Genomic DNA, 22,937 nt, shown 5'->3' on the forward strand with positions numbered 1-22,937 from the left:
AGCTTAGCCCATTCGGTAATTTGGTGCTTCTTTAGTAATAGTTACGTCATGTACATGCGACTCGCCCATACCTGCCGCAGTAATCTTCATGAATTCTGGCTTTGTGCGCATTTCATCAATGGTTGCACAACCGGTTAAGCCCATAGATGAACGTAGGCCGCCCATTTGCTGGTGAACAATAGCCGATACAGGTCCTTTATAAGCTACACGTCCTTCAATACCTTCAGGTACCAGTTTGTCTGCCTCGTTTGATTTTTGGAAATAACGGTCACTTGAACCTTCTTTTTGGTTCATTGCACCTAATGAGCCCATACCACGGTATGATTTATAGTAACGACCTTGATATAGCTCTACTTCACCAGGCGCTTCTTCTGTACCAGCAAGCATACTACCCACCATTACACAGTGTGCGCCAGCCACTAATGCTTTAGCAATGTCACCTGAGAAACGAATGCCGCCATCAGCAATAACTGGAATATCACGTCCTTTCAACGCCTCAACCGCATTTGAAATTGCCGTCAATTGTGGCACACCTACACCAGTAACAATACGCGTTGTACAAATTGAACCAGGGCCAATACCTACTTTCACCGCATCAGCACCGGCATCAGCTAATGCAGTTGCGCCAGCTGCAGTAGCTACGTTACCCGCAACTATCTGTAAATCAGGGTATTTAGCACGCGTTGCTTTTACGCGATCAATTACGCCTTGAGAATGACCGTGAGAAGTATCGATAAGCAAAATGTCTACACCAGCTGCAACAAGCGCATCAATACGCTCATCAGTGCCAGCACCAACTCCTACCGCAGCACCTACACGTAAACGACCAAATTCATCTTTACATGCATTAGGCTTGCTTTCAGCTTTTTGAAAGTCTTTAACCGTGATCATGCCTGTCAGTTTAAAGGCGTCATCTACCATCAGAATTTTTTCAATGCGGTGCTCATGCATTAAACTTAGAATTGCTTCGCGCTCAGCACCTTCTTTTACTGTGACTAGCTCATCTTTGCCCGTCATTAATTCAGCTACTGTCTTTTTGAGGTCTGTTTCGAAACGTAAATCACGCCCCGTAATGATACCAACTAAATTATTGTGAGCATCTACGACAGGAAATCCAGAAAAGCCAAGTTCTTTCGCCAAGCTGATAACAGATTCAATAGGTGCATCAGGCGAAACAGTAACGGGATCTGTCACAATACCACTTTCAAACTTTTTCACTTGAGAAACATTTTTTGCTTGCTCCTCAGCGGTCATGTTCTTGTGAATAAAGCCGATACCACCTTCTTGCGCTAAGGTAATTGCAAGTGGTGCTTCGGTAACCGTGTCCATAGACGCAGATACCATAGGAACGTTAAGCTTAATTTTACGCGTTAATTGCGTTGATAAGTCAGCCGTATGAGGAAGTACCGTCGAATGAGCAGGTACTAATAGAACATCGTCGAAAGTTAGAGCTTCTTGAGCAATTCGTAGCATCGCAACATCTCACAAAAAGTTGGGTTCAGGAGGAAATATTGCGGCAGAATTTTAACCGTTTTATTAAATCAGGTAAACTTAATTTTGTAAAAATCTACGAATAAAATAGTTCTTTCAGATATTCTTTGATTCAATGCCATGATTTATTTGTATATCTTAGTTAGAATCACTTAATTCTGGCACAAAGAAAACCACATAGATTAAACTGAAATGTGCTGAATTATGCCTTTTTCCACCAATAAACCAACTTAAGAAACTCAACAATGAGCCAACAACATGTAATGCAGGTCAGTGAGTTGACCAAGAAAGTCCGTTTTTTACTTGAGAGCGAAATGCGCACAGTTTGGCTTTGCGGTGAAATTTCTAACTTTATGGCGGCAGGCTCTGGTCATTGGTATCTGACACTTAAAGACCAATTCTCACAAGTAAAGTGTGCCATGTTTAAGGGCAATAATCGTTCTGTACGCATTAAACCTGCTAATGGTCAACAAGTGCTGGTGAAAGCGCGCGTTTCTCTATACGAGCCAAGGGGAGACTTTCAGCTCATTATTGAACAAATGGATGACGCAGGTGTCGGCCTCTTACAACAACAATTCGAACGACTTAAAGCAAAATTGCTGGCCGAAGGGGTATTTGACCAACGATACAAACAACCTCTGCCAAATGTGGTAAATACAGTCGGCGTTGTTACCTCAGCAACAGGCGCTGCAATACACGATATTCTCACGGTATTTAAACGTCGTAGCCCACAAACACGCATTGTAATTTACCCTACCCTAGTTCAAGGCGAACTAGCAGCAGTCGATATCGTAAAACAAATCGAAACTGCCAATCTTAGACAAGAATGTGATGTACTTATTGTTGGTCGTGGTGGTGGCTCGCTTGAGGATCTATGGTGTTTTAACGAAGAAGTTGTTGTGCGTGCGATCTTTAATAGTGAGTTGCCCATCCTTAGCGCAGTAGGTCATGAGGTCGATACTACGCTTGCAGACTATGTCGCAGACTATCGCGCACCGACACCATCTGCTGCGGCTGAAATCCTATCACAGGATATGCTAGAGATTATCAAGCGCATAGATAAACTTGCTTGGCAATGCAAGCAAGCACTTTTGCGTGAGGTAAAAAACAAAGCTCTTAACTGGCAGACGCTAACACAACGATTGAATCGACTAGAGCCAACCAGACAAATACAAGTTAATCAACAACGAGCAGACGAGTTAACTAGTCGCTTACTGCGACAACAACAGCTAACAATGTCCAACTCCCAACTTCGCCTTAGGCATTTAGCCCAAAGGCTCCACCAAAGTTCTCCTGCAAGAGCTGTCGAGCAAGGAAAAATCGAACTGAGTAGGCTCACTGAACGTCTATTACATCAGATTCACAGATACCAAGAACGAAAAACTCAGAGGTTTGTTAATGCTGTAGAGCAACTTCACATGGTGAGTCCGTTGGCAACACTCGCGCGTGGTTACAGCGTTACTCGTAATAGCGCAGGCAAAATTATTAACAACAGCCAATGCGTGAAAGTTGGAGAGGAAATTTCGATTCAATTGCACAAAGGTAACATCGTTGCCAAAGTACAACAAACTCAGTAGTCTCCCCATATAATTGAGAGCAGTAACATTCTTATGATAACACTCAGAGAATTCAAACAAGAAGATACATCAGATTTAGTCCAAATCTTAAACAACGCCAATGTCACCAAATTTTTATCAGCGAAAATACCCACGCCGTATACCGAGCAAGACGCTCAATGGTGGATTACCACTGGCAGCCAGATTGGTATAACTCGCGCGATCGAGTATCAAGGTCAATTAGTTGGTTGCATCAGTGTAGATCGCGGAGAGTTTGAATACAGTCGCTCAGGCGAGCTAGGGTATTGGATAGCGCAGGACTATTGGCGCAAAGGCATCGCAACTCGTGCGATTAATGAATTTACGTCATATATATTTGAGAACACTGATATTGTTAGAGTATTTGCAGCAGTATTTTCGGCTAATACGCCATCGGCAAATGTACTAAAAAAATGCGGTTATTCGCTCGAAGCGATACACAAACAGGCTATGTTTAAGAGCAACAAATTTTATGACAATCATATATATTGCAAGCTCAAAATACCTGATGCTGATGTTGCTTAAAACTGTGCATTATACCAATCATAAGTTAATTGAAAATGAAAAACCCAGCAACATTATTGGTTGTAAGTAATTTACAAGCCTCAAAAAAGTTCTACCTAGATGTTTTGAATTTCGAGCTAGTGGAAGAATTCACCCATAGCCTAAAAATGAAATTAGGAAACCACACATTTATTATTTTCCAAGGCTCTAAAGACGCTGCTGATTATGAGCATGGATACAACGCCAGCTCCACTGTCGTTTTTCCTGTAGAGAACATAGACGAAGCAATAAATAGACTTAGCGCTAATAAAGTGGAATTTATTCACTCTTCGCCCAATCAAAACCAATGGGGTCGCTACATCGCGTTTAAAGATCCTTCAGGCATTGTTTTTGAGGTGATGGAATGGTTTGCTTAGTTATCACTTTAATAACTTGAACAGATTGAGTGGATTCATTAACAGTAATCTACACCGTCCTAGAGTAAATTAAGCATCGACTTTAGTCCTATAACTTCTTTTCTTTTGAGGTTTTTATCATTGCTCAGAAGTGACAATATGATTAAGTAATTTTTCTGTAGCTTCTTTTGTGCCTTCCACAAATTTCACACCTATGGTTACACCTTTATAGCTAGGCTTAACCGAGCAAATATTTGCTTTGATTTTAATATTGGAAATCTCGTCAAAATCTTCAATTACAATTTCGATGTCTTTGTCTTTGACCAAAGCTAACGAGTCGCCATTATCAACAGATAACTGACAACCACTAATCGAAATATCTGTGATATGTGACGCCCAATATTCATTAGAGATATTAAGCTTGGCGGAAATGTCGGTATCAATACGAAGTGACGCTCTTAATTGCTGCAAACTAACTGATTTAGGAAACGCTAATGCAATTAATTTAGAAGGCAGTTGTAAGGTCTGTTTAATGTGTGACGCAAATGCGACGATTGATCCCTCATGACCTTCAATGAGTCCACGAACCGTTACATTGGTACCTTGTTTAATATGCTGAGAAAAGCTACCCATTTTGCTAGCATCTGGGTATTGAACCAGTACATATTGCTTGGGTAGATACCCAACAAATATCGATTTAAACTTTGCCCTTTGCCCGGCCGGAGTTGCAATATCCAGTGTCACCACTGAACCAGCCTGTAATAGCCCTAAATTTCGGCTTAATCTGTCAGAAGTATCGACTTTTATTGGGCCACGAGGCATGACATCCCTTAAAGCTATGAATTCGTTATTGAATAATACCAATTGGTATAATCGAATAATACCAACGTAAATGCAAATAAACACATAAAAAAAGCCAACGACAGTTGGCTTTAGTATTTTTCGCGGGAATGAAAATCAAATTTGTAATGATACTCTTACCGAGACTAAGCTGTATCAGTCAATTTAATCGTCTTTTTTATATCCCTGCGTTTTGCGCGCCAGTTTCTTTTGTTCAGTATAGCTTAGTTTCTTTTTCCCAGAGAACGGGTTAGAAGTTTCTCGAAACTCGATACGAATTGGCGTTCCCATGATCTTGAGCGACTTGCGATAATAGTTCATCAAATATCGCTTATATGATATAGGCAAATGCTTCACTTGATTACCATGAATAACGATAATAGGCGGGTTATAACCACCGGCATGAGCATATTTCAATTTAATACGGCGGCCATTGTGCATAGGCGGTTGATGATCAAATACTGCCATATCTAATATTTTCGTTACCATCGACGTTGAAATTCGCTTAGTCGCCGATACAAAGGCTTCTTCAACTGAATCATAAAGATGGCCTACACCTGTACCGTGTAACGCTGAGATAAAGTGAATTCTGGCAAAGTCGATAAAACCTAAACGACGATCAATCTCACTTTTTATTTTTTCTTTCACATACTCGTCAATACCATCCCATTTATTGACGGCTAGCACTAATGAACGACCAGCTTCAAGAATAAAACCAAGCAGACTCAAGTCCTGATCGGTAATGCCTTCACGAGCATCGATAATCAATAAACAAACATTGGCATCTTCAATGGCTCGTAGTGTTTTGATAACTGAGTACTTTTCCACTACATCAGATACGTTTTTACGACGACGAATACCTGCCGTATCAATTAACGTATACTCTCGGCCATTTCTCTCCATTGGAATGTACACGCTATCGCGGGTTGTTCCTGGCATATCGTAAACAACAACCCTTTCTTCCCCTAAAATACGGTTTGTCAGGGTTGACTTACCAACATTGGGCTTGCCAATAATAGCCAACTTTATCTTGTCACTTTCTTCTGGTGCTTGGGCAATATTTTCTTCGTCAGACTGCTCGAGCGCTTCGCTTACGTCAGTATTTGCTTCGTCATCACTTGTTTCGCGTTCTTGCCCCAACGCTTCGATATGAGGCGCAAGTGCAAGCGTTAATAATTGTGTAACGCCTCGCCCATGAGCCGCCGCTATTTGATGAACTTGATCGCCCAATGCTAGTGCATAAAACTCAGCAACCGCACTATCTGCATCTATACCGTCTACTTTGTTTGCGACTAAGAACACAGTTTTGTTTTGTTTTCTCAGGTAGTCAGCAATCCCTTCGTCAGCCGATGTCAGGCCTGCACGCGCATCAACCATAAATAGAACAGCATCAGCTTCATCAATTGCCATTAACGACTGTTCAGCCATCAAAGCATCAATGCCGGTTTCGTCACCCACAATTCCGCCCGTATCGATGACGATAAACGGATGTTCATCTACATAGGCTTGGCCATATTGGCGATCACGCGTTAAACCTGGATAGTCCGCAACCAATGCGTCCCGGCTTCGTGTTAACCGATTAAATAATGTAGATTTTCCAACATTTGGACGCCCAACAAGTGCGACAACAGGAAGCATGAACACCTCTAAATTTTCTTTCAAATAACAAACAACGGCTCCTAAGCTAAACGCTTAAGAGCCGTTAATAATTCTAGCCTATAATTCTTAAGGCGTCTTGATTGCGGTTAGTTCACCGTCTCTCGTCTGTACATAAATCACGTCATCATGCACAACTGGCGTAGCATAAATACCACTGCTATCCACCTGCATTCGCGCGACAAACTGACCCGTTTCTTCATCTAGCCAGTGCAAGTAACCGTCTAAATCACCAACAATCACTTTGTTTTTAACCACGACAGGACCCGTTACATTGCGATTGGTTAGCGCAAGTTGACTCCATTTTTCCAGCCCATTCAAACGGTCAATCGCATATACATGACCTTTAATGTCGGTAAGGAAAATCATGTTTCCTTCTACTGCAATGTTTTCGTATGACGAATATTGGCGTTTCCACAATACTCGTCCAGTACGTAAATCCATGGCAGCAATATGTCCGCGAGACGATACCGCATATACCTTATCGCCAAAGATGACTGGTGTTGAATCTACGTCGATAACACGCATGAGTTCGGTAGAACCAGCAGGCTCACCAATTTCAGCGGTCCAGCCTTGTTGACCATTTTCAAGAATGTAAACAGTTACAGTACCTTCAGCCGTACCAACAATTGCGCCACCAGCTGCCACTACAGGTGCACTGATACCTCTTAGCGATAAAGGTGGTACGTCTTGCTCTATTTGCCAAACATCTTCACCATTAGACGCATTAAAAGCTTTCAATACACCAGACGCAGAGTTAACGACTAATGTTCCTGCTTCGTGCCCCGGTGCGGCTATAACCTCACCTTTGATTTTTCCTTGCCACGATAAACTGCCAGTTTCAGCTTCAAACGCATAAACCTTACCGTGCTCAGAGCCAATAAAGACTTTTTCAATACCTGTAGACGGGCCACCTGCTAACTTTGCAGAAGGTCGACTAGAGAAAAAGCTGGATTCAGTTGTCTCATCACGAACGTCAATTTCCCAGACTGTCTTACCGGTTTGAACATCCAACGCAACAATTTCACCTTCTCGGCTAGCCGAATATAGCTTGCCATAAGCAATTGTTGGTTGTAGTCGAGAGAAGTAATCTTCAACACCATCGCCGACAGAGCTGTCCCATATAACTTTGGGTTCGAACTGCTGTTGTATTTCTGTGAGCTCCGCAACCAACGTTTCTTCATCTTCTTCATCCGTTGATGAACAAGCGCTGATCCCCAAAGCTAATACGCAAGCAAGCGCAAGTTTGTTTGTTATTCTAGTTTTTCTAAAGATTGGCAATTTTAGCTCCGCTTATGTGAATTTTTTAACAACGCAAGTACGACCACAGTATTACCTAAAGGTTTACACTTTCAGCGAGATCATCCAATTTCATTTGTAACGCTTGATTGCCAGCTTGGCTTTCAACACCCAACGCTGCTTGGTATGCGTTTCTCGCAAGCTCTTTCTTATCTTGCGCTAGATATACATCACCTTTTAATTCTTCAACAGCTGCAGTAAACGACGCTGCCATCGGCTTAGCTAACACATCAAGAGCTTCGGTGTACTTTTCCTGTTGAATCAAAACACGCGCTAAACGTACCAATGCGATACTCTTAATACCTTCTGCTTGCGCCTTTTCTGCTGCCAACGTTAATTGCTTAGCTGCTTCTGGCCAATCTTTCGCATCAGCCGCAGTTTTTGCAAGTGCTAGCGCCGTCAATGAGACATAGCCAGAATCACCGTTAGCATCAATAAATTCACGAGCTGACTGAGTAAAAGTGCTGCTATCTTCCGCCGCTTTCTCAACGACAGCTTGATAAGCATCAGCAATTGCCGTTTCTTGCTCAAGTTTATGATCTTGATATAGGTTGTAGCCAACAAAGCCACCTAAACCAATCACTACTCCAGCGATTATCGAATTACCATTTTCATGCCAAAACTTTTTAATAGCTTCAACTTGTTGTTCTTCTGTTTGATTAATATCCACAACTAACCCTTTATTAAACTTGCTAGTAAGTCTGGCACTTGCGAAAAGGCCATACTCTGTTGTTCTTGCTGGCCACGTAAATATTTTACCGTGACTTCTTGTTTTGCTAATTCATCTTCACCCAAAATGATGGCAACATGTGCGCCTGATTTGTCAGCACGCTTAATTTGCTTTTTCATGTTACCGCCACCGCAATGATTTTGAATGCGACTTTCAGGTACCGCATCACGCCACTGCTCAGCGAGCATCAACGCGTGAGTATCAACGCCTTCACCTAAACTGATCACATACGCTTCAACAGGTGGACGTACGAAACCAGTTTTTTCTAGGCTAGTCAGCATCAACACTAAACGTTCAATGCCTAAAGCAAAGCCAAATGCTGGCGTAGACTTGCCGCCGAGTTGCTCAACCAACCCATCGTAGCGCCCACCCGCACAAACTGTACCTTGAGCGCCTAAACTATCTGTTACCCATTCGAACACCGTACGATTGTAGTAATCAAGACCGCGCACTAGCTTATCATTTAATCGATATGCAATACCCGCGGTTTCTAATCGTTGACATACGCCAGCAAAATGCGCCTGTGACTCTTCACCAAAATATTCACTAAGCTTTGGAGCACCTTCTAAGGCTTGTTGTACATCAGGGTTTTTGCTGTCCAATACACGCAATGGGTTGGTATGCATTCGACGTTTACTGTCTTCGTCTAATAGATCTTCTTTCTCTTTTAGAAATGCCACTAACGCATCACGATAAGCCGCACGCTCTTCATTCGACCCTAGAGAATTTAACTCTAATGTGACATGTTCAGCAATACCTAATTCTTTCCATAATCGAGCGGTAAGCATAATAACTTCTGCGTCAATATCTGGTGTCGCAATACCAAATGCTTCAATGCCAAATTGGTGGAACTGACGATAACGCCCTTTTTGAGGACGCTCATGGCGAAACATCGGCCCCATATACCAAAGTCTTTGTTCTTGGTTATATAGCAAGCCGTGCTGGTTACCTGCACGAACACATGATGCAGTGCCTTCTGGGCGTAACGTTAGACTATCGCCGTTACGATCATCAAAAGTGTACATTTCCTTTTCAACGATGTCGGTAACTTCGCCGATTGACCGTTTAAACAATGCCGTTGACTCAACAATTGGCATGCGTATTTCAGAAAAGCCGTAGTTACTCGCCACACGACGTAAAATAGACTCTACTTTTTGCCATATATTGGTATCAGATGGCAGGCAATCGTTCATGCCTCGTACGGCCTGAATAGCTTTACTCACTTAAGAAACTCTCTTTACAAAATAGTCATAATTTGGAAATGCAGGGCGCATTATAGGCAGATTAGGAGAAAACGTAAACAATGTCGACGTTTCCTCGATGACTGTGCCAACCTTTACCTATTCAACTTCTTTCACGTCAATTTTATTTTTGCTGTCAAGCAATTTAGCCTTGGCACGAATACGCTCTTCTAATTGGTTCACTAGGTTGTCATTATCAAACCGTTCTTTTTGACGAATGCCATCCAAGTAAAAGCCGCTTTTTTTACTACTACCTGTAAGGCCAAGATCGGATACTGTCGCCTCGCCAGGCCCATTAACAATACAACCAATAATAGAAACATCCATAGGCGTTAAAATATCTTCAACTCGCTGTTCCAGTTCATTAACAGTAGAGATAACATCAAACTCTTGTCGTGAGCAGCTAGGACAAGCGATAAAGTTAATACCACGACTACGCAGTTTTAACGATTTTAAAATATCAAAACCGACTTTGATTTCCTCAACCGGATCAGCTGCCAAAGAAACACGCAACGTATCACCTATCCCTTCTGAAAGAAGAATTCCCAGACCGACAGATGATTTTACTGAGCCAGAGCGAAGTCCACCAGCTTCAGTGATGCCAAGATGGAGTGGATTATCAATTTGTTTAGCTAACAAACGATATGCCCCTACAGCAAGAAAAACATCTGACGCTTTCACGCTTACTTTGAAGTCATGGAAGTTAAGACGATCTAAAATTTCAACATGACGCATAGCTGATTCTAATAAAGCTTCAGGGGTCGGTTCCGTATACTTTTCTTGAATGTCTTTTTCCAAGGAACCGCCATTGACACCGATACGTATCGGTATGCCTTTATCGCGAGCAGACTCTACTACCGCACGAATTCGCTCTTCTTTACCAATATTCCCAGGATTAATACGTAAGCAATCAGCGCCGTATTCTGCAACTTTCAAAGCAATGCGATAATCAAAGTGAATATCGGTCACTAGCGGAATATTTACTTGTTGCTTGATTTGTTTAAACGCTTCGGCTGCATCCATTGTCGGTACGCTTACGCGAACAATATCTGCGCCAACAGCTTCAAGTGACTTGATTTGTTTAACCGTTGCTTCGACATCCGTTGTTAGCGTGTTGGTCATTGACTGCACAGCAATAGGTGCATCTCCGCCTACGGGAACATTACCAACCATGATTTGGCGTGATTTACGGCGGATAATTGGAGATTCTTTAAACATAACTTCTCACTACTATTACTTACAAAATAGACGATTATGATTCACTAAATGGCAATGTGAACTTAGCAATGTTGCCTTTGCTAAAGGCAGATAAATCAACCGGACTACCTTGGAAATTAATCGAAACTAACTCTGGCTTGCCCAATGTAATTTGAAACGGCGCAACCCCTTCAATTTTCATTTCATAACCAGATTTTTTAACGCCCCAGGCAACACGTTCGCCCGTGGCATCATATATATTAACCCAACAATCACCACTAAAATTAAACACCACTAACGTAGGGGAAGTACTATCAACCGATGTGCCAGAACTGGCGTTATCGTTTGTATTAATTTCCACTTGCTCGGTATTAGTTTGTGGTTTAAGCGTATCCGCTAAAGTAACTATTTCTGTGTCACTATCAACAATTGCAGGTTGTTCAACATTGTCGTTCGCGTCGGTTAATTCCGAGTCAGTCTCTGAGGATGCTGTACTTGCTTCAACCACCGCCTCATTTGATGCTAATAAATCTTGTTCAATCGCCGGCTCACTTGTTACTTCGGGTGCGACTGATGTACTGGGAACAACTGGCTCAACCGTGCCATCATTTTGAAAATACCACAACAGTGTTAATCCGAACAATGCAGCCAATATCAGGTAACTAACCCACATGATGCGATTATGTTGTGCTTGTTTTTCCGTGCCTTTAGAAAAGCTTTGCAATTTAGCATTTTGCTTTTCTTCGTCTTCTAACAACTCATAGCTTGCCAACACTTCATCGATATTTATACCTACAAGCTTGGCATAATTCTTTAAATAACCTCGATTAAATGTTGCTGGTAAACTGCGATCAAATACATCATTTTCGATGTCTTTAACAAGCGTACTTCTAAAGTTTAGCTTCTCTGCAACTTGTTCTTGTGTGAACCCTAACAGCTCTCTTCCTTGCGCCAATAAACGACCTGGGCTCTTTACTTCAATATCTTCGACAGACTCACTTGTCATTACTTCTTGACTCATCTTTCTCACTCTTGCGTGGCAGCTGACTGGTTAGGATCTGCCAGATAGATAATGTCACCAATACTTAGGACGTCATTTCGACTAATATGGTTCCACTTCTCTAGTGTTTTCATTTGAATATTGTACATGACTGAGATCGCGAACAAACTTTGACCTTTTTCAACCGTGTGCATCGGTACCTTAACAATGTTGTCACTTGCATTTGCTTGAGACGATTGCTTCATCTCGATATTTTTCTTGGCTGTGATTGTCTCAGCACTTTTGGGCTTATCTAATTGACGTTGAGATTCTGAACGCTCAGCTGGTAAAGGTTCACTGTTTGTTTTAGGCGCTAAGCGCACAACACGCTTCTTTTTATCTTTTGCATCATGTAATGTTGCTCGATAAATCTTTGCAACTTCATCTGCTTCAATTTCTTCTAATTCATTTAACAAATATTGTTTCGCCTGAAAAGAGGCGGGAAACATTTTGACCATCATCGTCGCGTAGTTTTTGGCGGTCTTTTTATCAAACTGTTTTTGATGAATTTTATAGCCCAAAGTTAATCCTTCGGCAGAAAAGCGACGCGTCGCCTTTTCATAGCGTTTAAAGTACAGCTTTGCTTGCTCGTAATCACCTTTTATATATTGAAGACGTGCCATTTGATACAGCGCCGTAGCACTAGAAGGACTATGCTGAATCGCTTTTACCAAATATTGTTCGGCTTTTTCAAATTTGTGTGCCTTTAACTGACAAAGTGCCAAGTTTTGATAACTTTGTGACACAAGCAAATAACTTGGAACCGCAATCGCTTTTAGAAATTGTCGCTCAGCTTCTTGGTAGTTTTCTTGTTTACATAAGAAAACCCCATAATTGTTCAGCGTGTCTGCATCATCATTTTTCAACGACAAAGCCTTTTCATAAGACGCTATCGCCAACTCCGTCTCACTTACCGTGTCGTAATAATGAGCAAAAGCTGTGTACACTTGCACCAAGTTTGGTGCAAACCGCTTTGCCTTTTCCAAATTTAGCTTAGCTTGGGTAGTGTTTCCCATTTTCAAATAACCCAACCCGAGTGAAATTCGAGTCATGGCTATTTCATTGTTGGTCGCTTCATTTTGTATAACTGGAGTAGAGTTATCATTTTCATAGCTCTGCGTAACACATCCAGTTGCTGCAAATAAAATAGCAGCAATTGCTACTGGCTTAAATGAGTTGGTATCCATATACTCTCCAAGTTATATTAAGGTGTTTAAACTATTTTTACTGATATTTCCTCAGCTTTCACCTGTTTTTTTCCTGCGATTATTTGCGTACGTTTAGTTCTATCCAAAACGTCACCCGCTAATTGGCCGCAAGCCGCATCAATATCATCTCCACGAGTGCGTCGTGTGATTACAGTTAAGCCATAACTTTGAAGCACTTTATCAAAACGATCAATGCGCGAATTGCTCGAACGTTTGTACGGTGACCCAGGATACGGATTAAATGGGATCAAGTTAATCTTGCTTGGCGTATCTTTAAGTGCATGTGCAAGTTCATGTGCTTGATCTGTGCTGTCATTTACATGATCTATCATCACGTACTCAACCGTCACTTGTTTGTTAGCTTTAGAACCATCAATGTAACGACGTGACGCAGCTAAGAAGTCTTCAAGTGGATATTTTTTGTTAATTGGTACTAATTCATCACGTAATTCATTATTAGGTGCATGCACAGAAATAGCCAATGCACAGTCAATTTTTTCTTTTAGCATGTCTAGCGCAGGTACCACACCTGAAGTACTCACCGTTACACGTCGTTTAGACAACCCATACCCTAAATCGTTTAGCATGGTGTCGAGCGCAGGGATCAAATTTTTCATATTGAGCAAAGGTTCTCCCATGCCCATCATGACAATATTCGTAATTGGGCGCGTACCGGCAATACGAGTTGCACCGATATCATTTGCAACACGCCAAACCTGACCAATAATTTCTGCCATTGATAAATTACGGTTAAAACCCTGTTGTGCGGTTGAACAGAAGCTACACTCCAACGCACAGCCCACTTGCGATGAAACACACAAAGTAGCGCGATTATTCTCAGGTATCCAAACCGTCTCAACTTCCTGACCACCTTCAAGCTTTAATGCATACTTAATTGTGCCATCATTCGATACTTGCTTCTTCGAAATTTCGGGGGCTTTGATTTCACAGTTACGCTCTAATTTCTCACGCAACTTTTTATTGAGGTTAGTCATTTTTTCGAAATCGTCATAACCAAAGTGATAGATCCACTTCATCACTTGATCAGCACGAAACGGCTTTTCACCAATTGAGGCAAAAAACTCACGCATCATTTGATGATCTAAATTCAGTAAATTCACTTTTGAATCTGTCGATTGTACAACGTCGGTCATGCAGAAAATCTCAAAAAACTAATAACACTAAAAATCTGGGGCGCAAATTGTACACTTTTCAACCAAAGGTAACAAATGCAAAATGCGTTTATTCAAACGAACACTTAAAGGTTCAAACAAAGCAATTATCTAATCACTTGAATAAAAACACTAATTAATAGAAAAGGATTTTGCCCGAAAAGCAAAATCCTTTCTTTGTACTGTTCCACATACCCATCTTAAGTATGCAAACAAAGCGTATTATTTAAATACGCGTACCGTAAATTAACGAGTACGTGGGCAGATTTCTTCGTCGCTGAAGAAGTATGCGATTTCACGTGCTGCTGATTCAACTGCGTCTGAACCGTGAACAGCATTTTCGTCAATTGAATTAGCGTAATCAGCACGTAAAGTACCAGCTAATGCTTCAGCAGGGTTTGTAGCACCCATGATTTCACGGTTTTTCAATACAGCGTTTTCACCTTCTAGTACTTGAACCATTACTGGACCAGAAGTCATGAATTCAACTAAAGCACCAAAGAAAGGACGCTCGCTGTGCTCAGCGTAGAAACCTTCGGCTTGTTCTTTAGAAAGGTGAACCATTTTTGATGCAATGATTTTAAGACCAGCAGTTTCGAAACGGTTGTAGATTTGACCGATTACATTTTTAGCAACTGCATCTGGTTTTACGATAGAAAAAGTACGTTCGATAGCCATTTTAAGCCCTCTTTAAACTCGAAATAATTTAACAATAAAATTTTGGGCGCGATTATAGACCAATTAGTCACAAAAGCCTACTGTTATACCAATTGAAAGGTTGAATTACTGTAAGAAGTGCCATCAACGCAAAAGTTGTTGGCACTTAATAATCTGAAGTGATAGCGCGATTAAATGCTGATACGCTTATATTGGCGATATTCTGGATGCCAGAAATTACGGTCTATTTTGGCAACAAGGCTTTCATCATCAATCTGTAATGCTAGCCCTTGTTCAATGGCGACTTTTGCAACGGCAAAAGCAATCTTTTTGCTCAAGTTTGCAATCTCCGTAATCGGTGGTAGTAATTCACCTTCTCCCTTGTTGGCAAGCGGCGATGCTTCTGCAAGCGTTTTGCTCGCCACCATCAACATTTCATCGGTAATACGATTAACATTAGCGGCAACTACGCCTAAACCCAATCCTGGGAAGATATAACTGTTGTTACACTGTGCAATCGCATATAACTTACCTTTAAACTCTACAGGCTCGAACGGGCTACCTGTCGCAACAATAACTTCGCCGTCAGTCCAGCTAATAACTTGCTCAGGGGTTGCCTCCACTTGCCTTACCGGATTGCTTAATGGAAAAACAATCGGCATTTGACAATGAGATTTCATCGCACGGATAACTTCTTCGGTAAAGAGTCCTGCAACGCCAGACACCCCAATAAGAATATCTGGCTTAGCATTATTCATTACTTCTAGTAACGACGCATATTCACCATCAACTGACCAATTCGCGACACTGGCTTTACTTTGAACTAGGCGCTGTTGAAAGTCTCTTAAGTTTTCCATGCCTTCGGTAAGCAATCCATGACGGTCAATCATGTACACCTGGCTACGAGCCTGTTCAGCTGAAATACCTTCACTAACCATTTGTGAAATGATTTGCTCTGCAATGCCGCAGCCAGCAGATCCTGCGCCAACAAATGTGACACGTTGACTAGACAGTTTTACGCCTTTAGTGCGACACGCTGCAAGTAGTGTCCCCACAGTGACAGACGCTGTCCCTTGAATATCATCATTAAAGCAGCAAATTTCGTCTCGATACTTTTCCAATAATGGTGTGGCATTTGGCTGTGCAAAATCTTCAAACTGAAGCATGACATGAGGCCAGCGACGTTTAACAGCCTGAATAAACATGTCAACGAACTCGTTGTACTCTTCTTGCCCAATGCGAGGATGACGCCATCCCATATACATAGGGTCATTGAGTAGCTTCTCGTTATTAGTACCCACATCTAGCATTACAGGCAGTGTATACGCAGGGCTAATGCCGCCACAAGCGGTATACAAAGACAATTTACCAATTGGAATGCCCATGCCGCCGATGCCTTGATCGCCCAAACCTAAAATACGTTCACCATCGGTAACAACGATTACTTTTACTTTATTTTTTGTGGCATTTCGCAATATGTCATCAAGCTGATGGCGTTCTTCATAAGAAACAAACAGTCCTCGCGAACTACGATATATATCAGAAAATTGTTCACAGGCATCGCCTACTGTAGGCGTATAAATGATCGGCATCATTTCTTCAATATGTGCCTGTACTAACTTGAAGAATAGTGTTTCATTATTATCATGAATCGCGCGTAAATAAATATGCTTATTCAAATTAGTATGAAAGCTACTGTATTGCATGTAAGCACGTTCAACCTGTTCTTCAATGGTTTCATAGCGCGGCGGCAGCAACCCGGTAAGGTTAAAGTCTTGGCGCTCTTTTGCTGAAAATGCACTGCCTTTGTTAAGTAGCGGCGTTTCTAATAAGGTTGGCCCCGCGTAGGGGATATAAAGAGGACGTTTTTTGTTGTTTGTCATAATATACGCTGTGTATGAAGTTTATGAATTTGATGAATATTGAAAATTCACCGCGTTAATAACCAAGAGTATAAGCCAAGCAGAGAATACAAAAAAGATGCTCTTCGTATATTGACGTAAAATCGAGTTAAAATAGATAATTATTCACCAAAATAAATAGCGGTTAATAACGCTTGTTAGTCCATTTCAGCAATCCAGGCCATTTGAATGGCTTCAAGTACCTTTTCACCACAATGTTTTGGATCATCATCAAAAGACTCAAGTGCCAGTACCCACTTCATCAATTCCGGAAAATGAAGTTTCATTGGATCAACTTCAGGATGTTCTTCCATCAAATCTAATGCTATTTCTAATGAATCTGTCCAGCGGTGTCCCATATATTTAACCTTTCAAGTAACGAGTTTCTTTACAATGTATATTAGCCAAAAATCTGGATAATTCACTTAAACAGAAGATGAAACCAAAAATAATCGGCGAGTAGCATTAACAACAACCACAAAAGTAATCGACGGGTTTTCAGACAGATGGCACAATCTGACTGCCACCATAATTGCAGCTTGTGATACCACTTACGCTCCTTCATTGCGTATTTTCTCCTTTTACCTGCACATAGTTTTCAGGATACACTAATCACCACTGAAAATTCAGCGGCTTTGCCCTAGCTAAATAATTAAACACCTGACATGACAATGATTTCACTCGACAACAAAGACAAACAGCACTTAATTCAATTATTACAGAGCTATTTCGAACAAGAACTAGACAGAGAGCTTGGCCAATTTGAAGCCGAATTTTTATTTGATTTTATCAGCGAAAAATTTGGCGCACACTTTTATAATCAAGGGCTCTATGATGCACAAGCGATGGTTGCCAACCGTGTAGACCTGATCACCGACGCAATTTACGAGCTAGAAAAGCCGTTATAAACGAGATCCCATACAATGAACACCGTATTTCTAGATGTGCAAACATTTTCCCCAAGCATCTCGCTCGCGTCAATTGAACAAGCAGCGACCAAGCTTACGACTTATGCACTAACCAACACGCGAGAACAAGTCATTGAACGCTGTGCTGATGCCGAAATAATTATCACCAACAAAGTGATCATTGACGCCCATATCATTCCTTATCTTAAACAACTCAAGTTAATTTGCGTCGCGGCAACGGGATACAACAACATCGATATTGAAAGTGCAAGAGCCCATGGTGTAGCAGTTACCAATGTTGCGGGCTACACAGGCACTGCCGTCGCCCAATATGTGTTCGCGCAGATATTAGAATATTACAGTCAAACGAGTCACCATCTCGCCAATACTACCGCTGGACTCTGGCAGGCACATCATTCTTTTTGCTTACACGGCAATGGCAGTAATGAACTTGCCGGACAAACGATAGGTATTATTGGTTACGGTCATCTAGGACAAAGTGTCGCCCGAATTGCGCGCGCCTTCGATATGAATGTACTAATTGCAGAACGTCATAACCAGCAGACTATCAGAGCCGATCGGCTACCACTCGAAGAAGTGCTAAAACAGTCGGACATCGTCAGTTTGCATTGTCCGCTTACTCCCGACACTAAGCATTTAATTAACAAGAAGACACTGTCGCTAATGAAGCCAAGCGCGACGTTAATCAATACGGCTCGTGGTGATATTATCAATCACATTGATTTAGTTAACGCCTTAGAACAGGGGCAGATTGCCTACGCCGTGCTTGATGTTTTAGAGCAGGAACCTCCGAGCGAAAGTCATCCCGTATTCAATACAAAAACCCACAACCTCAAGCTTACAGGTCACATTGCATGGGCAACTCAGCAATCACAACAACGCTTGATATCTGGTATTGCTGACAACATCGAGGCTTTTTGCCAAGGTCGAACGCTCAATAGAATTGATAAATAGTGACGTCGGCAGCATCATCCCCGCTTGCAGGCAATGTAGTTTAGCTGTTCCTACACTGCCTGTGGCATACCTACAGAAAATTTGAAGAAGACATCGCCAGATTTAAAAATAGTTGTCCTTAATCTTTCCGTAATGAAAATAGCCCCACTGCCCTACACGCCGTAACGGTGCGAATGGAAACTTCGGTAAAGCCTTATTAAAAAGTGGTAAATCAGGCACTGGCTTATCTGCCACTTTGTCTGCCAAGCGCTTTCCTGCTTGCACAGAGAAAGAAACACCGCTCCCACAGTAGCCCATGCTATAGAATACCTGATGCTTGTCGTCTTGGTATATGTGCGGTAAATCATCCAACGCCACGCAAATCCACCCTGACCAAGCAAATTGATAATTAATATCGGCAAGTGCAGGAAAGCTGGTTTTTAACACCTGTAACAATCGCTGCGCATAGTAGGGATTATTTGCCTCTTTACCTGTTATTGCGCCACGTCCTCCAAATAAAATTCTATTGTCAGGTAACTTACGGTAATAGTATTTTAGCGCTCTGGTATCCATCACGACATTGGATGTTAAAAAGTTGCAGGCATCTAGTTGTGCTGGGCTCAGTGGCTCAGTCACAATGATTTGAGACAGTACGGGTAACGTGCGATTATTAATGAGTGGATGAAACCCTTTCGGCGTGTAGCCATTAGTGGCTAGCACCACTTTGTCAGCTGTGATTCTTACTTTCGGAGTAGTGAGTACCTGCTTACCATTAATTTCTTCAATAGAAAGAATAGGCGTTCCACAATGAACTTTAGCACCTGCTTGTTGCGCCAACCTTTGATAACCAAATGCAAGTTTTAACGGGTTTAATCCATAACCATCCTGATAACGTATCGCGCCATATGCATTGCGATCATCCATGTATTGAAGTCGTAATGTATCTTGCTCGAGAATTTGAATGTCGTAGCCAAACATGCGTCTTTGCAACTCAGCCTGTGCCACCAGCTCTTTCATTTTAGATGCTTTGTGTGCAACCTTAATGTAGCCTTTTTCTTGCACATCACAGTCAATGCCTTCAGCAATTAACGAATTAACGGTAGCAACACCTGCACACATTTCATCGTAAATGCCCCGCATTACTTCTTCACCCCATTGCTGCTGCATGGCAGAAAAAGATTTACGGCCTGACGACTTCAATATGAATCCTGCATTGCGGCCACTGCATCCCCATGCCGCTTGATTGGCTTCAAATACATGCGCCTTAATCCCATGTTCGCGAGCCAAATGCAACGCACACGACAATCCAGTGTATCCGGCTCCCACTATTGCAACATCAACCTGCTTGTCTTGCTCTAACGGGCCATCATGTGGTGGTGGCGTGCCTGCGACACTTGCCCAATAACTGTCGGGATAAACTTCATTTTCACCAGGCGAGGTATCATGGAGGGGGTCGTACATCAAAGTTCTCTTATCATTGTTGTTGTATTCATTTATGCTACTATACCAATCCGTATAAAGAATTACCCACTTAGAATGACATGGGCGCCATTAGAACAAACGAAATAAGTGTAGATATAGTCGTTCTACATTAAGCTTATTTTGTGCAGTTATCATGTTGCCCATGCATTCCCAAAGGGCGAGTTTTAAAGGCTTATATGCTGCGTTATTGATTTAAACAAGGTTCCTACATGGATGTAGGATAGTAGGGCAACGCAGGACGCAGTTACCGAGAATTACCATTCTTTGCAATCAATGCCTTGCCTCTAAGCCTTTAAACTCTCGCTAAGTGAGCAATCTCTTATGCGGATTGGTATTAAGTCAGCAACAGCAATATTTCATAGAATAACCCGAATGACAATTGAAATTCGTTATCAAAAAATGTCGGAAGACGACTTTCCGGCAATAATTATTTTAGCCACAGAAGTGCATGGCAATGGCTATGTCGATGAACATAGTATTGTTGATTGGTTTAATAAAGGCATTAAAAATGGCGTAAACGCCAGCTATGTCGCATATCATGACGACAAGCTCGTTGGCTTTCGCATGACCTATGCGGCCGAGCAATGGCAAATCGACGAGTGGTGTAGTCCAGAGTTATGGCCGTTTTCACCGAATGAAGTCAGCTATTTTAAATGTAATACCGTCGATGAAAACTATAGAGGCCACGCCATTGGTGGCAAGTTGCTTTATCATTCAATTGCAGCTTTAAGACAGCAAGGCGCCAAAGCTGGCGTAAGTCACCTTTGGATGCAAAGTCCGGGTAACAGTGCGGTTCGCTATTTTACAAAATGTGGTGGAGAACTTATCAAAGTTCACCCTGACCGCTGGCATGAAATGAGTACTCAAGGCTATGACTGCCCGATTTGTCATCACGATTGTCATTGTTCAGCAGCTGAAATGTTGATTGATTTTAGTGAAGTAAAGTGAATTGATGAACACTCGGGTGCTAGTTGCACCCGAATATACTGTCAAATTAATGCTCAGCCATTAACCCAATAACCTTTTGAATAGCGATGTTTTAGGTGGCTGTTGTGCACTCAACGGGTCAAATGATGCCAAGTTAGGAAATGTTACATCGATTTTAGCGTGGGTAAAGTCGCCTGTTGCAGGATCAAAACGATAATCTTTACTCCATTCCTCTGCATGCTTTGTCACTTCATTTATGGCGTGAACTACATTAGTCACTTCTTTGTTTGACATGGTCGGATGGAAAGAAGCACGAATCCAGCCAGGCTTTTCAGCTAAGTCACCAGAATCAATCTTTTGGGTAATTTTCGACGAGGTCTCTTCATCAACATTCAATAAAATATGACCATAAGTACCGGCGCAAGAGCAACCGCCGCGCGTTTGCACACCAAACTTGTCGTTTAGTAAACGTACCACAAGGTTATGATGAACATTAGGCACATAAAACGAAACAATTGCCAAACGATCTCTCATCTGTGCTTCAAGCATTACTACGCGATCATTTTTGGCTAACTCGTCCATAACGTAATGCGTTATATCTGACTCGCGTTCAGCAATGTTTTCAACACCCATCGCATTTTTTAATTTTATGGCTAACGCAGTTTTGATACATTGCAAGAACCCTGGTGTACCGCCATCTTCCCGCATTTCAATATTACTGAAAAAACTATGTTTCCCCCATGGGTTGGTCCACGTTACTGTGCCACCGCCTGGGTGATCTGGCACACGGTTCTGATAAAGGGCTTTATTAAATACCAACACACCAGAAGACCCCGGCCCCCCTAAAAATTTATGCGGAGAAAAGAAAATTGCGTCTAATGCCTGCTTTGGATTAGCTGGATGCATATCGATGTCAACGTAAGGGGCTGACGCCGCAAAATCAACAAAACACACACCACCATGCTCGTGCATAAGCTCTGCCATTTGATAATAAGGCGTTTTAATTCCGGTCACATTTGAACACGCAGTAAATGAACCGATTTTTAATTTACGATCTTCGTATTTTTCAAGCAATGCTTGTAGATGTGTGAGTGAAGGTAAGCCATTTTCATCAGGCGCAACAATTTCCAATGTAACATCACATTCATACCAAGTTGTTTGGTTAGAATGGTGTTCCATATGGGTAATGAAAACTACGGGTTTTTCTTGATCTGCAAAATTCACTTGCCCTTGCATGCGCTCAGGTACACGCAAGCCTAAAATGCGAATGAACTTGTTGATTACCGCAGTCATACCTGCGCCAGCAGTGATTAACACATCGTTTTCGCTGGCATTAACGTGTTTTTTGATCACATGTTGTGCTTCATGGTACGCATGTGTCATTGCGCTACCCGTTAAGTTAGTTTCGGTATGTGTATTTGCCACATACGGACCTAACGTCGCACTTATGTAGTCTTCGATAGGTTGATATAGACGACCACTTGCAGTCCAATCCGCGTAAATGATATCTAACATTTGGTCGCCAATTTGATGGCTCAATTGCTGTCCAATGATGTGACGGCGAAAAGGTAAGAAGTGCGATTCTAATTTCATAAGACTATTTGCGATAAATTAAACTAGTTAGATTCTAGCAAATACGCAAACTGTCACAACACGAATCTACAATTTTAAAAAAACTAGCAATATAATTTCAAAAACGATAACAACACGAAAAAACCACACCTTTTCTAACATAGAACAA

The 22,937-nt window shown here is 41.8% G+C and carries 21 protein-coding genes; 6 read left to right on the forward strand and 15 right to left on the reverse strand.

Translation table 11 applies throughout. The features are described 5' to 3' along the window. Window positions 1-3: 3 nt before the first annotated feature. Window positions 4-1,473, reverse strand: a complete 1,470-nt coding sequence (guaB, locus tag ACSLUK_RS11585; protein WP_448548813.1) for an IMP dehydrogenase — start codon at window positions 1,471-1,473, stop codon at window positions 4-6. A 263-nt stretch (window positions 1,474-1,736) separates the two neighbouring features. On the opposite strand from guaB, the gene xseA reads away from it, so the two are divergent. The 3 genes from xseA to ACSLUK_RS11600 are packed head-to-tail and all read left to right on the forward strand — an operon-like array spanning window position 1,737 to window position 4,006. Beyond that, window positions 1,737-3,068: an exodeoxyribonuclease VII large subunit gene (gene xseA / locus ACSLUK_RS11590; RefSeq protein WP_448548814.1), complete on the forward strand. Its 1,332-nt coding sequence runs from the start codon at window positions 1,737-1,739 to the stop codon at window positions 3,066-3,068. Window positions 3,069-3,101: 33 nt separating this feature from the next. Beyond that, window positions 3,102-3,611 (forward strand): GNAT family N-acetyltransferase, encoded by a 510-nt coding sequence (locus ACSLUK_RS11595; protein WP_448548815.1) that lies wholly within the window; start codon window positions 3,102-3,104, stop codon window positions 3,609-3,611. Window positions 3,612-3,646: 35 nt separating this feature from the next. Next, window positions 3,647-4,006 carry a VOC family protein gene (locus ACSLUK_RS11600; protein ID WP_448548816.1) on the forward strand — a complete coding sequence of 120 codons (360 nt, stop codon included), beginning with the start codon at window positions 3,647-3,649 and terminating at the stop codon, window positions 4,004-4,006. A gap of 117 nt (window positions 4,007-4,123) precedes the next feature. On the opposite strand, the gene ACSLUK_RS11605 is transcribed toward ACSLUK_RS11600, so the two are convergent. The 12 genes from ACSLUK_RS11605 to iscX form a co-directional block, all read right to left on the reverse strand. Then, complete coding sequence (locus tag ACSLUK_RS11605; RefSeq protein ID WP_448548817.1) at window positions 4,124-4,807, reverse strand: flagellar brake protein; 684 nt, start codon at window positions 4,805-4,807, stop codon at window positions 4,124-4,126. A 183-nt stretch (window positions 4,808-4,990) separates the two neighbouring features. Continuing rightward, on the reverse strand, window positions 4,991-6,463 hold the full coding sequence (gene der / locus ACSLUK_RS11610; protein WP_448548967.1) for a ribosome biogenesis GTPase Der: 1,473 nt from the start codon (window positions 6,461-6,463) through the stop codon (window positions 4,991-4,993). Window positions 6,464-6,550: 87 nt separating this feature from the next. Continuing rightward, window positions 6,551-7,762: an outer membrane protein assembly factor BamB gene (gene bamB / locus ACSLUK_RS11615; RefSeq protein ID WP_448548818.1), complete on the reverse strand. Its 1,212-nt coding sequence runs from the start codon at window positions 7,760-7,762 to the stop codon at window positions 6,551-6,553. Between the two features lie 55 nt (window positions 7,763-7,817). After that, complete coding sequence (locus tag ACSLUK_RS11620) at window positions 7,818-8,450, reverse strand: YfgM family protein (RefSeq protein WP_448548819.1); 633 nt, start codon at window positions 8,448-8,450, stop codon at window positions 7,818-7,820. A 2-nt stretch (window positions 8,451-8,452) separates the two neighbouring features. Continuing rightward, entirely contained in the window at window positions 8,453-9,733 is a 1,281-nt protein-coding gene (gene hisS, locus ACSLUK_RS11625) for a histidine--tRNA ligase (RefSeq protein WP_448548820.1), read from the reverse strand. 117 nt (window positions 9,734-9,850) lie between these two features. After that, complete coding sequence (gene ispG, locus ACSLUK_RS11630) at window positions 9,851-10,969, reverse strand: flavodoxin-dependent (E)-4-hydroxy-3-methylbut-2-enyl-diphosphate synthase (protein ID WP_448548821.1); 1,119 nt, start codon at window positions 10,967-10,969, stop codon at window positions 9,851-9,853. A gap of 34 nt (window positions 10,970-11,003) precedes the next feature. Then, window positions 11,004-11,969: a RodZ domain-containing protein gene (locus ACSLUK_RS11635; protein WP_448548822.1), complete on the reverse strand. Its 966-nt coding sequence runs from the start codon at window positions 11,967-11,969 to the stop codon at window positions 11,004-11,006. A gap of 5 nt (window positions 11,970-11,974) precedes the next feature. Continuing rightward, window positions 11,975-13,174 carry a type IV pilus biogenesis/stability protein PilW gene (gene pilW, locus ACSLUK_RS11640; protein ID WP_448548823.1) on the reverse strand — a complete coding sequence of 400 codons (1,200 nt, stop codon included), beginning with the start codon at window positions 13,172-13,174 and terminating at the stop codon, window positions 11,975-11,977. 26 nt (window positions 13,175-13,200) lie between these two features. Then, the gene (gene rlmN, locus ACSLUK_RS11645) at window positions 13,201-14,349 is read right to left on the reverse strand and encodes a dual-specificity RNA methyltransferase RlmN (protein WP_448548824.1); all 1,149 of its coding nucleotides are present in this window, start codon (window positions 14,347-14,349) and stop codon (window positions 13,201-13,203) included. A 264-nt stretch (window positions 14,350-14,613) separates the two neighbouring features. Next, complete coding sequence (gene ndk / locus ACSLUK_RS11650) at window positions 14,614-15,045, reverse strand: nucleoside-diphosphate kinase (RefSeq protein ID WP_448548825.1); 432 nt, start codon at window positions 15,043-15,045, stop codon at window positions 14,614-14,616. Window positions 15,046-15,215: 170 nt separating this feature from the next. Further along, window positions 15,216-16,907, reverse strand: coding sequence for an NAD-dependent malic enzyme (locus ACSLUK_RS11655; RefSeq protein WP_448548826.1), 1,692 nt, complete (start codon window positions 16,905-16,907; stop codon window positions 15,216-15,218). Between the two features lie 176 nt (window positions 16,908-17,083). Continuing rightward, entirely contained in the window at window positions 17,084-17,284 is a 201-nt protein-coding gene (gene iscX / locus ACSLUK_RS11660) for a Fe-S cluster assembly protein IscX (RefSeq protein WP_448548827.1), read from the reverse strand. Window positions 17,285-17,590: 306 nt separating this feature from the next. Here iscX and ACSLUK_RS11665 point away from each other — a divergent pair, with 306 nt between their 5' ends. Together ACSLUK_RS11665 and ACSLUK_RS11670 are read left to right on the forward strand one after the other, a co-directional pair. After that, the gene (locus ACSLUK_RS11665) at window positions 17,591-17,833 is read left to right on the forward strand and encodes a DUF2164 domain-containing protein (protein WP_448548828.1); all 243 of its coding nucleotides are present in this window, start codon (window positions 17,591-17,593) and stop codon (window positions 17,831-17,833) included. A gap of 15 nt (window positions 17,834-17,848) precedes the next feature. Beyond that, window positions 17,849-18,808 carry a D-2-hydroxyacid dehydrogenase gene (locus tag ACSLUK_RS11670; protein WP_448548829.1) on the forward strand — a complete coding sequence of 320 codons (960 nt, stop codon included), beginning with the start codon at window positions 17,849-17,851 and terminating at the stop codon, window positions 18,806-18,808. Window positions 18,809-18,910: 102 nt separating this feature from the next. Here ACSLUK_RS11670 and ACSLUK_RS11675 read toward each other — a convergent pair whose 3' ends face one another. After that, window positions 18,911-20,248: an NAD(P)/FAD-dependent oxidoreductase gene (locus tag ACSLUK_RS11675; RefSeq protein WP_448548830.1), complete on the reverse strand. Its 1,338-nt coding sequence runs from the start codon at window positions 20,246-20,248 to the stop codon at window positions 18,911-18,913. A 393-nt stretch (window positions 20,249-20,641) separates the two neighbouring features. Here ACSLUK_RS11675 and ACSLUK_RS11680 point away from each other — a divergent pair, with 393 nt between their 5' ends. Continuing rightward, complete coding sequence (locus ACSLUK_RS11680) at window positions 20,642-21,217, forward strand: GNAT family N-acetyltransferase (RefSeq protein WP_448548831.1); 576 nt, start codon at window positions 20,642-20,644, stop codon at window positions 21,215-21,217. Window positions 21,218-21,277: 60 nt separating this feature from the next. Here ACSLUK_RS11680 and ACSLUK_RS11685 read toward each other — a convergent pair whose 3' ends face one another. Beyond that, window positions 21,278-22,789 carry an aminotransferase class V-fold PLP-dependent enzyme gene (locus tag ACSLUK_RS11685; RefSeq protein ID WP_448548832.1) on the reverse strand — a complete coding sequence of 504 codons (1,512 nt, stop codon included), beginning with the start codon at window positions 22,787-22,789 and terminating at the stop codon, window positions 21,278-21,280. Window positions 22,790-22,937 lie beyond the last annotated feature (148 nt).

Source organism: Thalassotalea fusca (assembly GCF_053485835.1).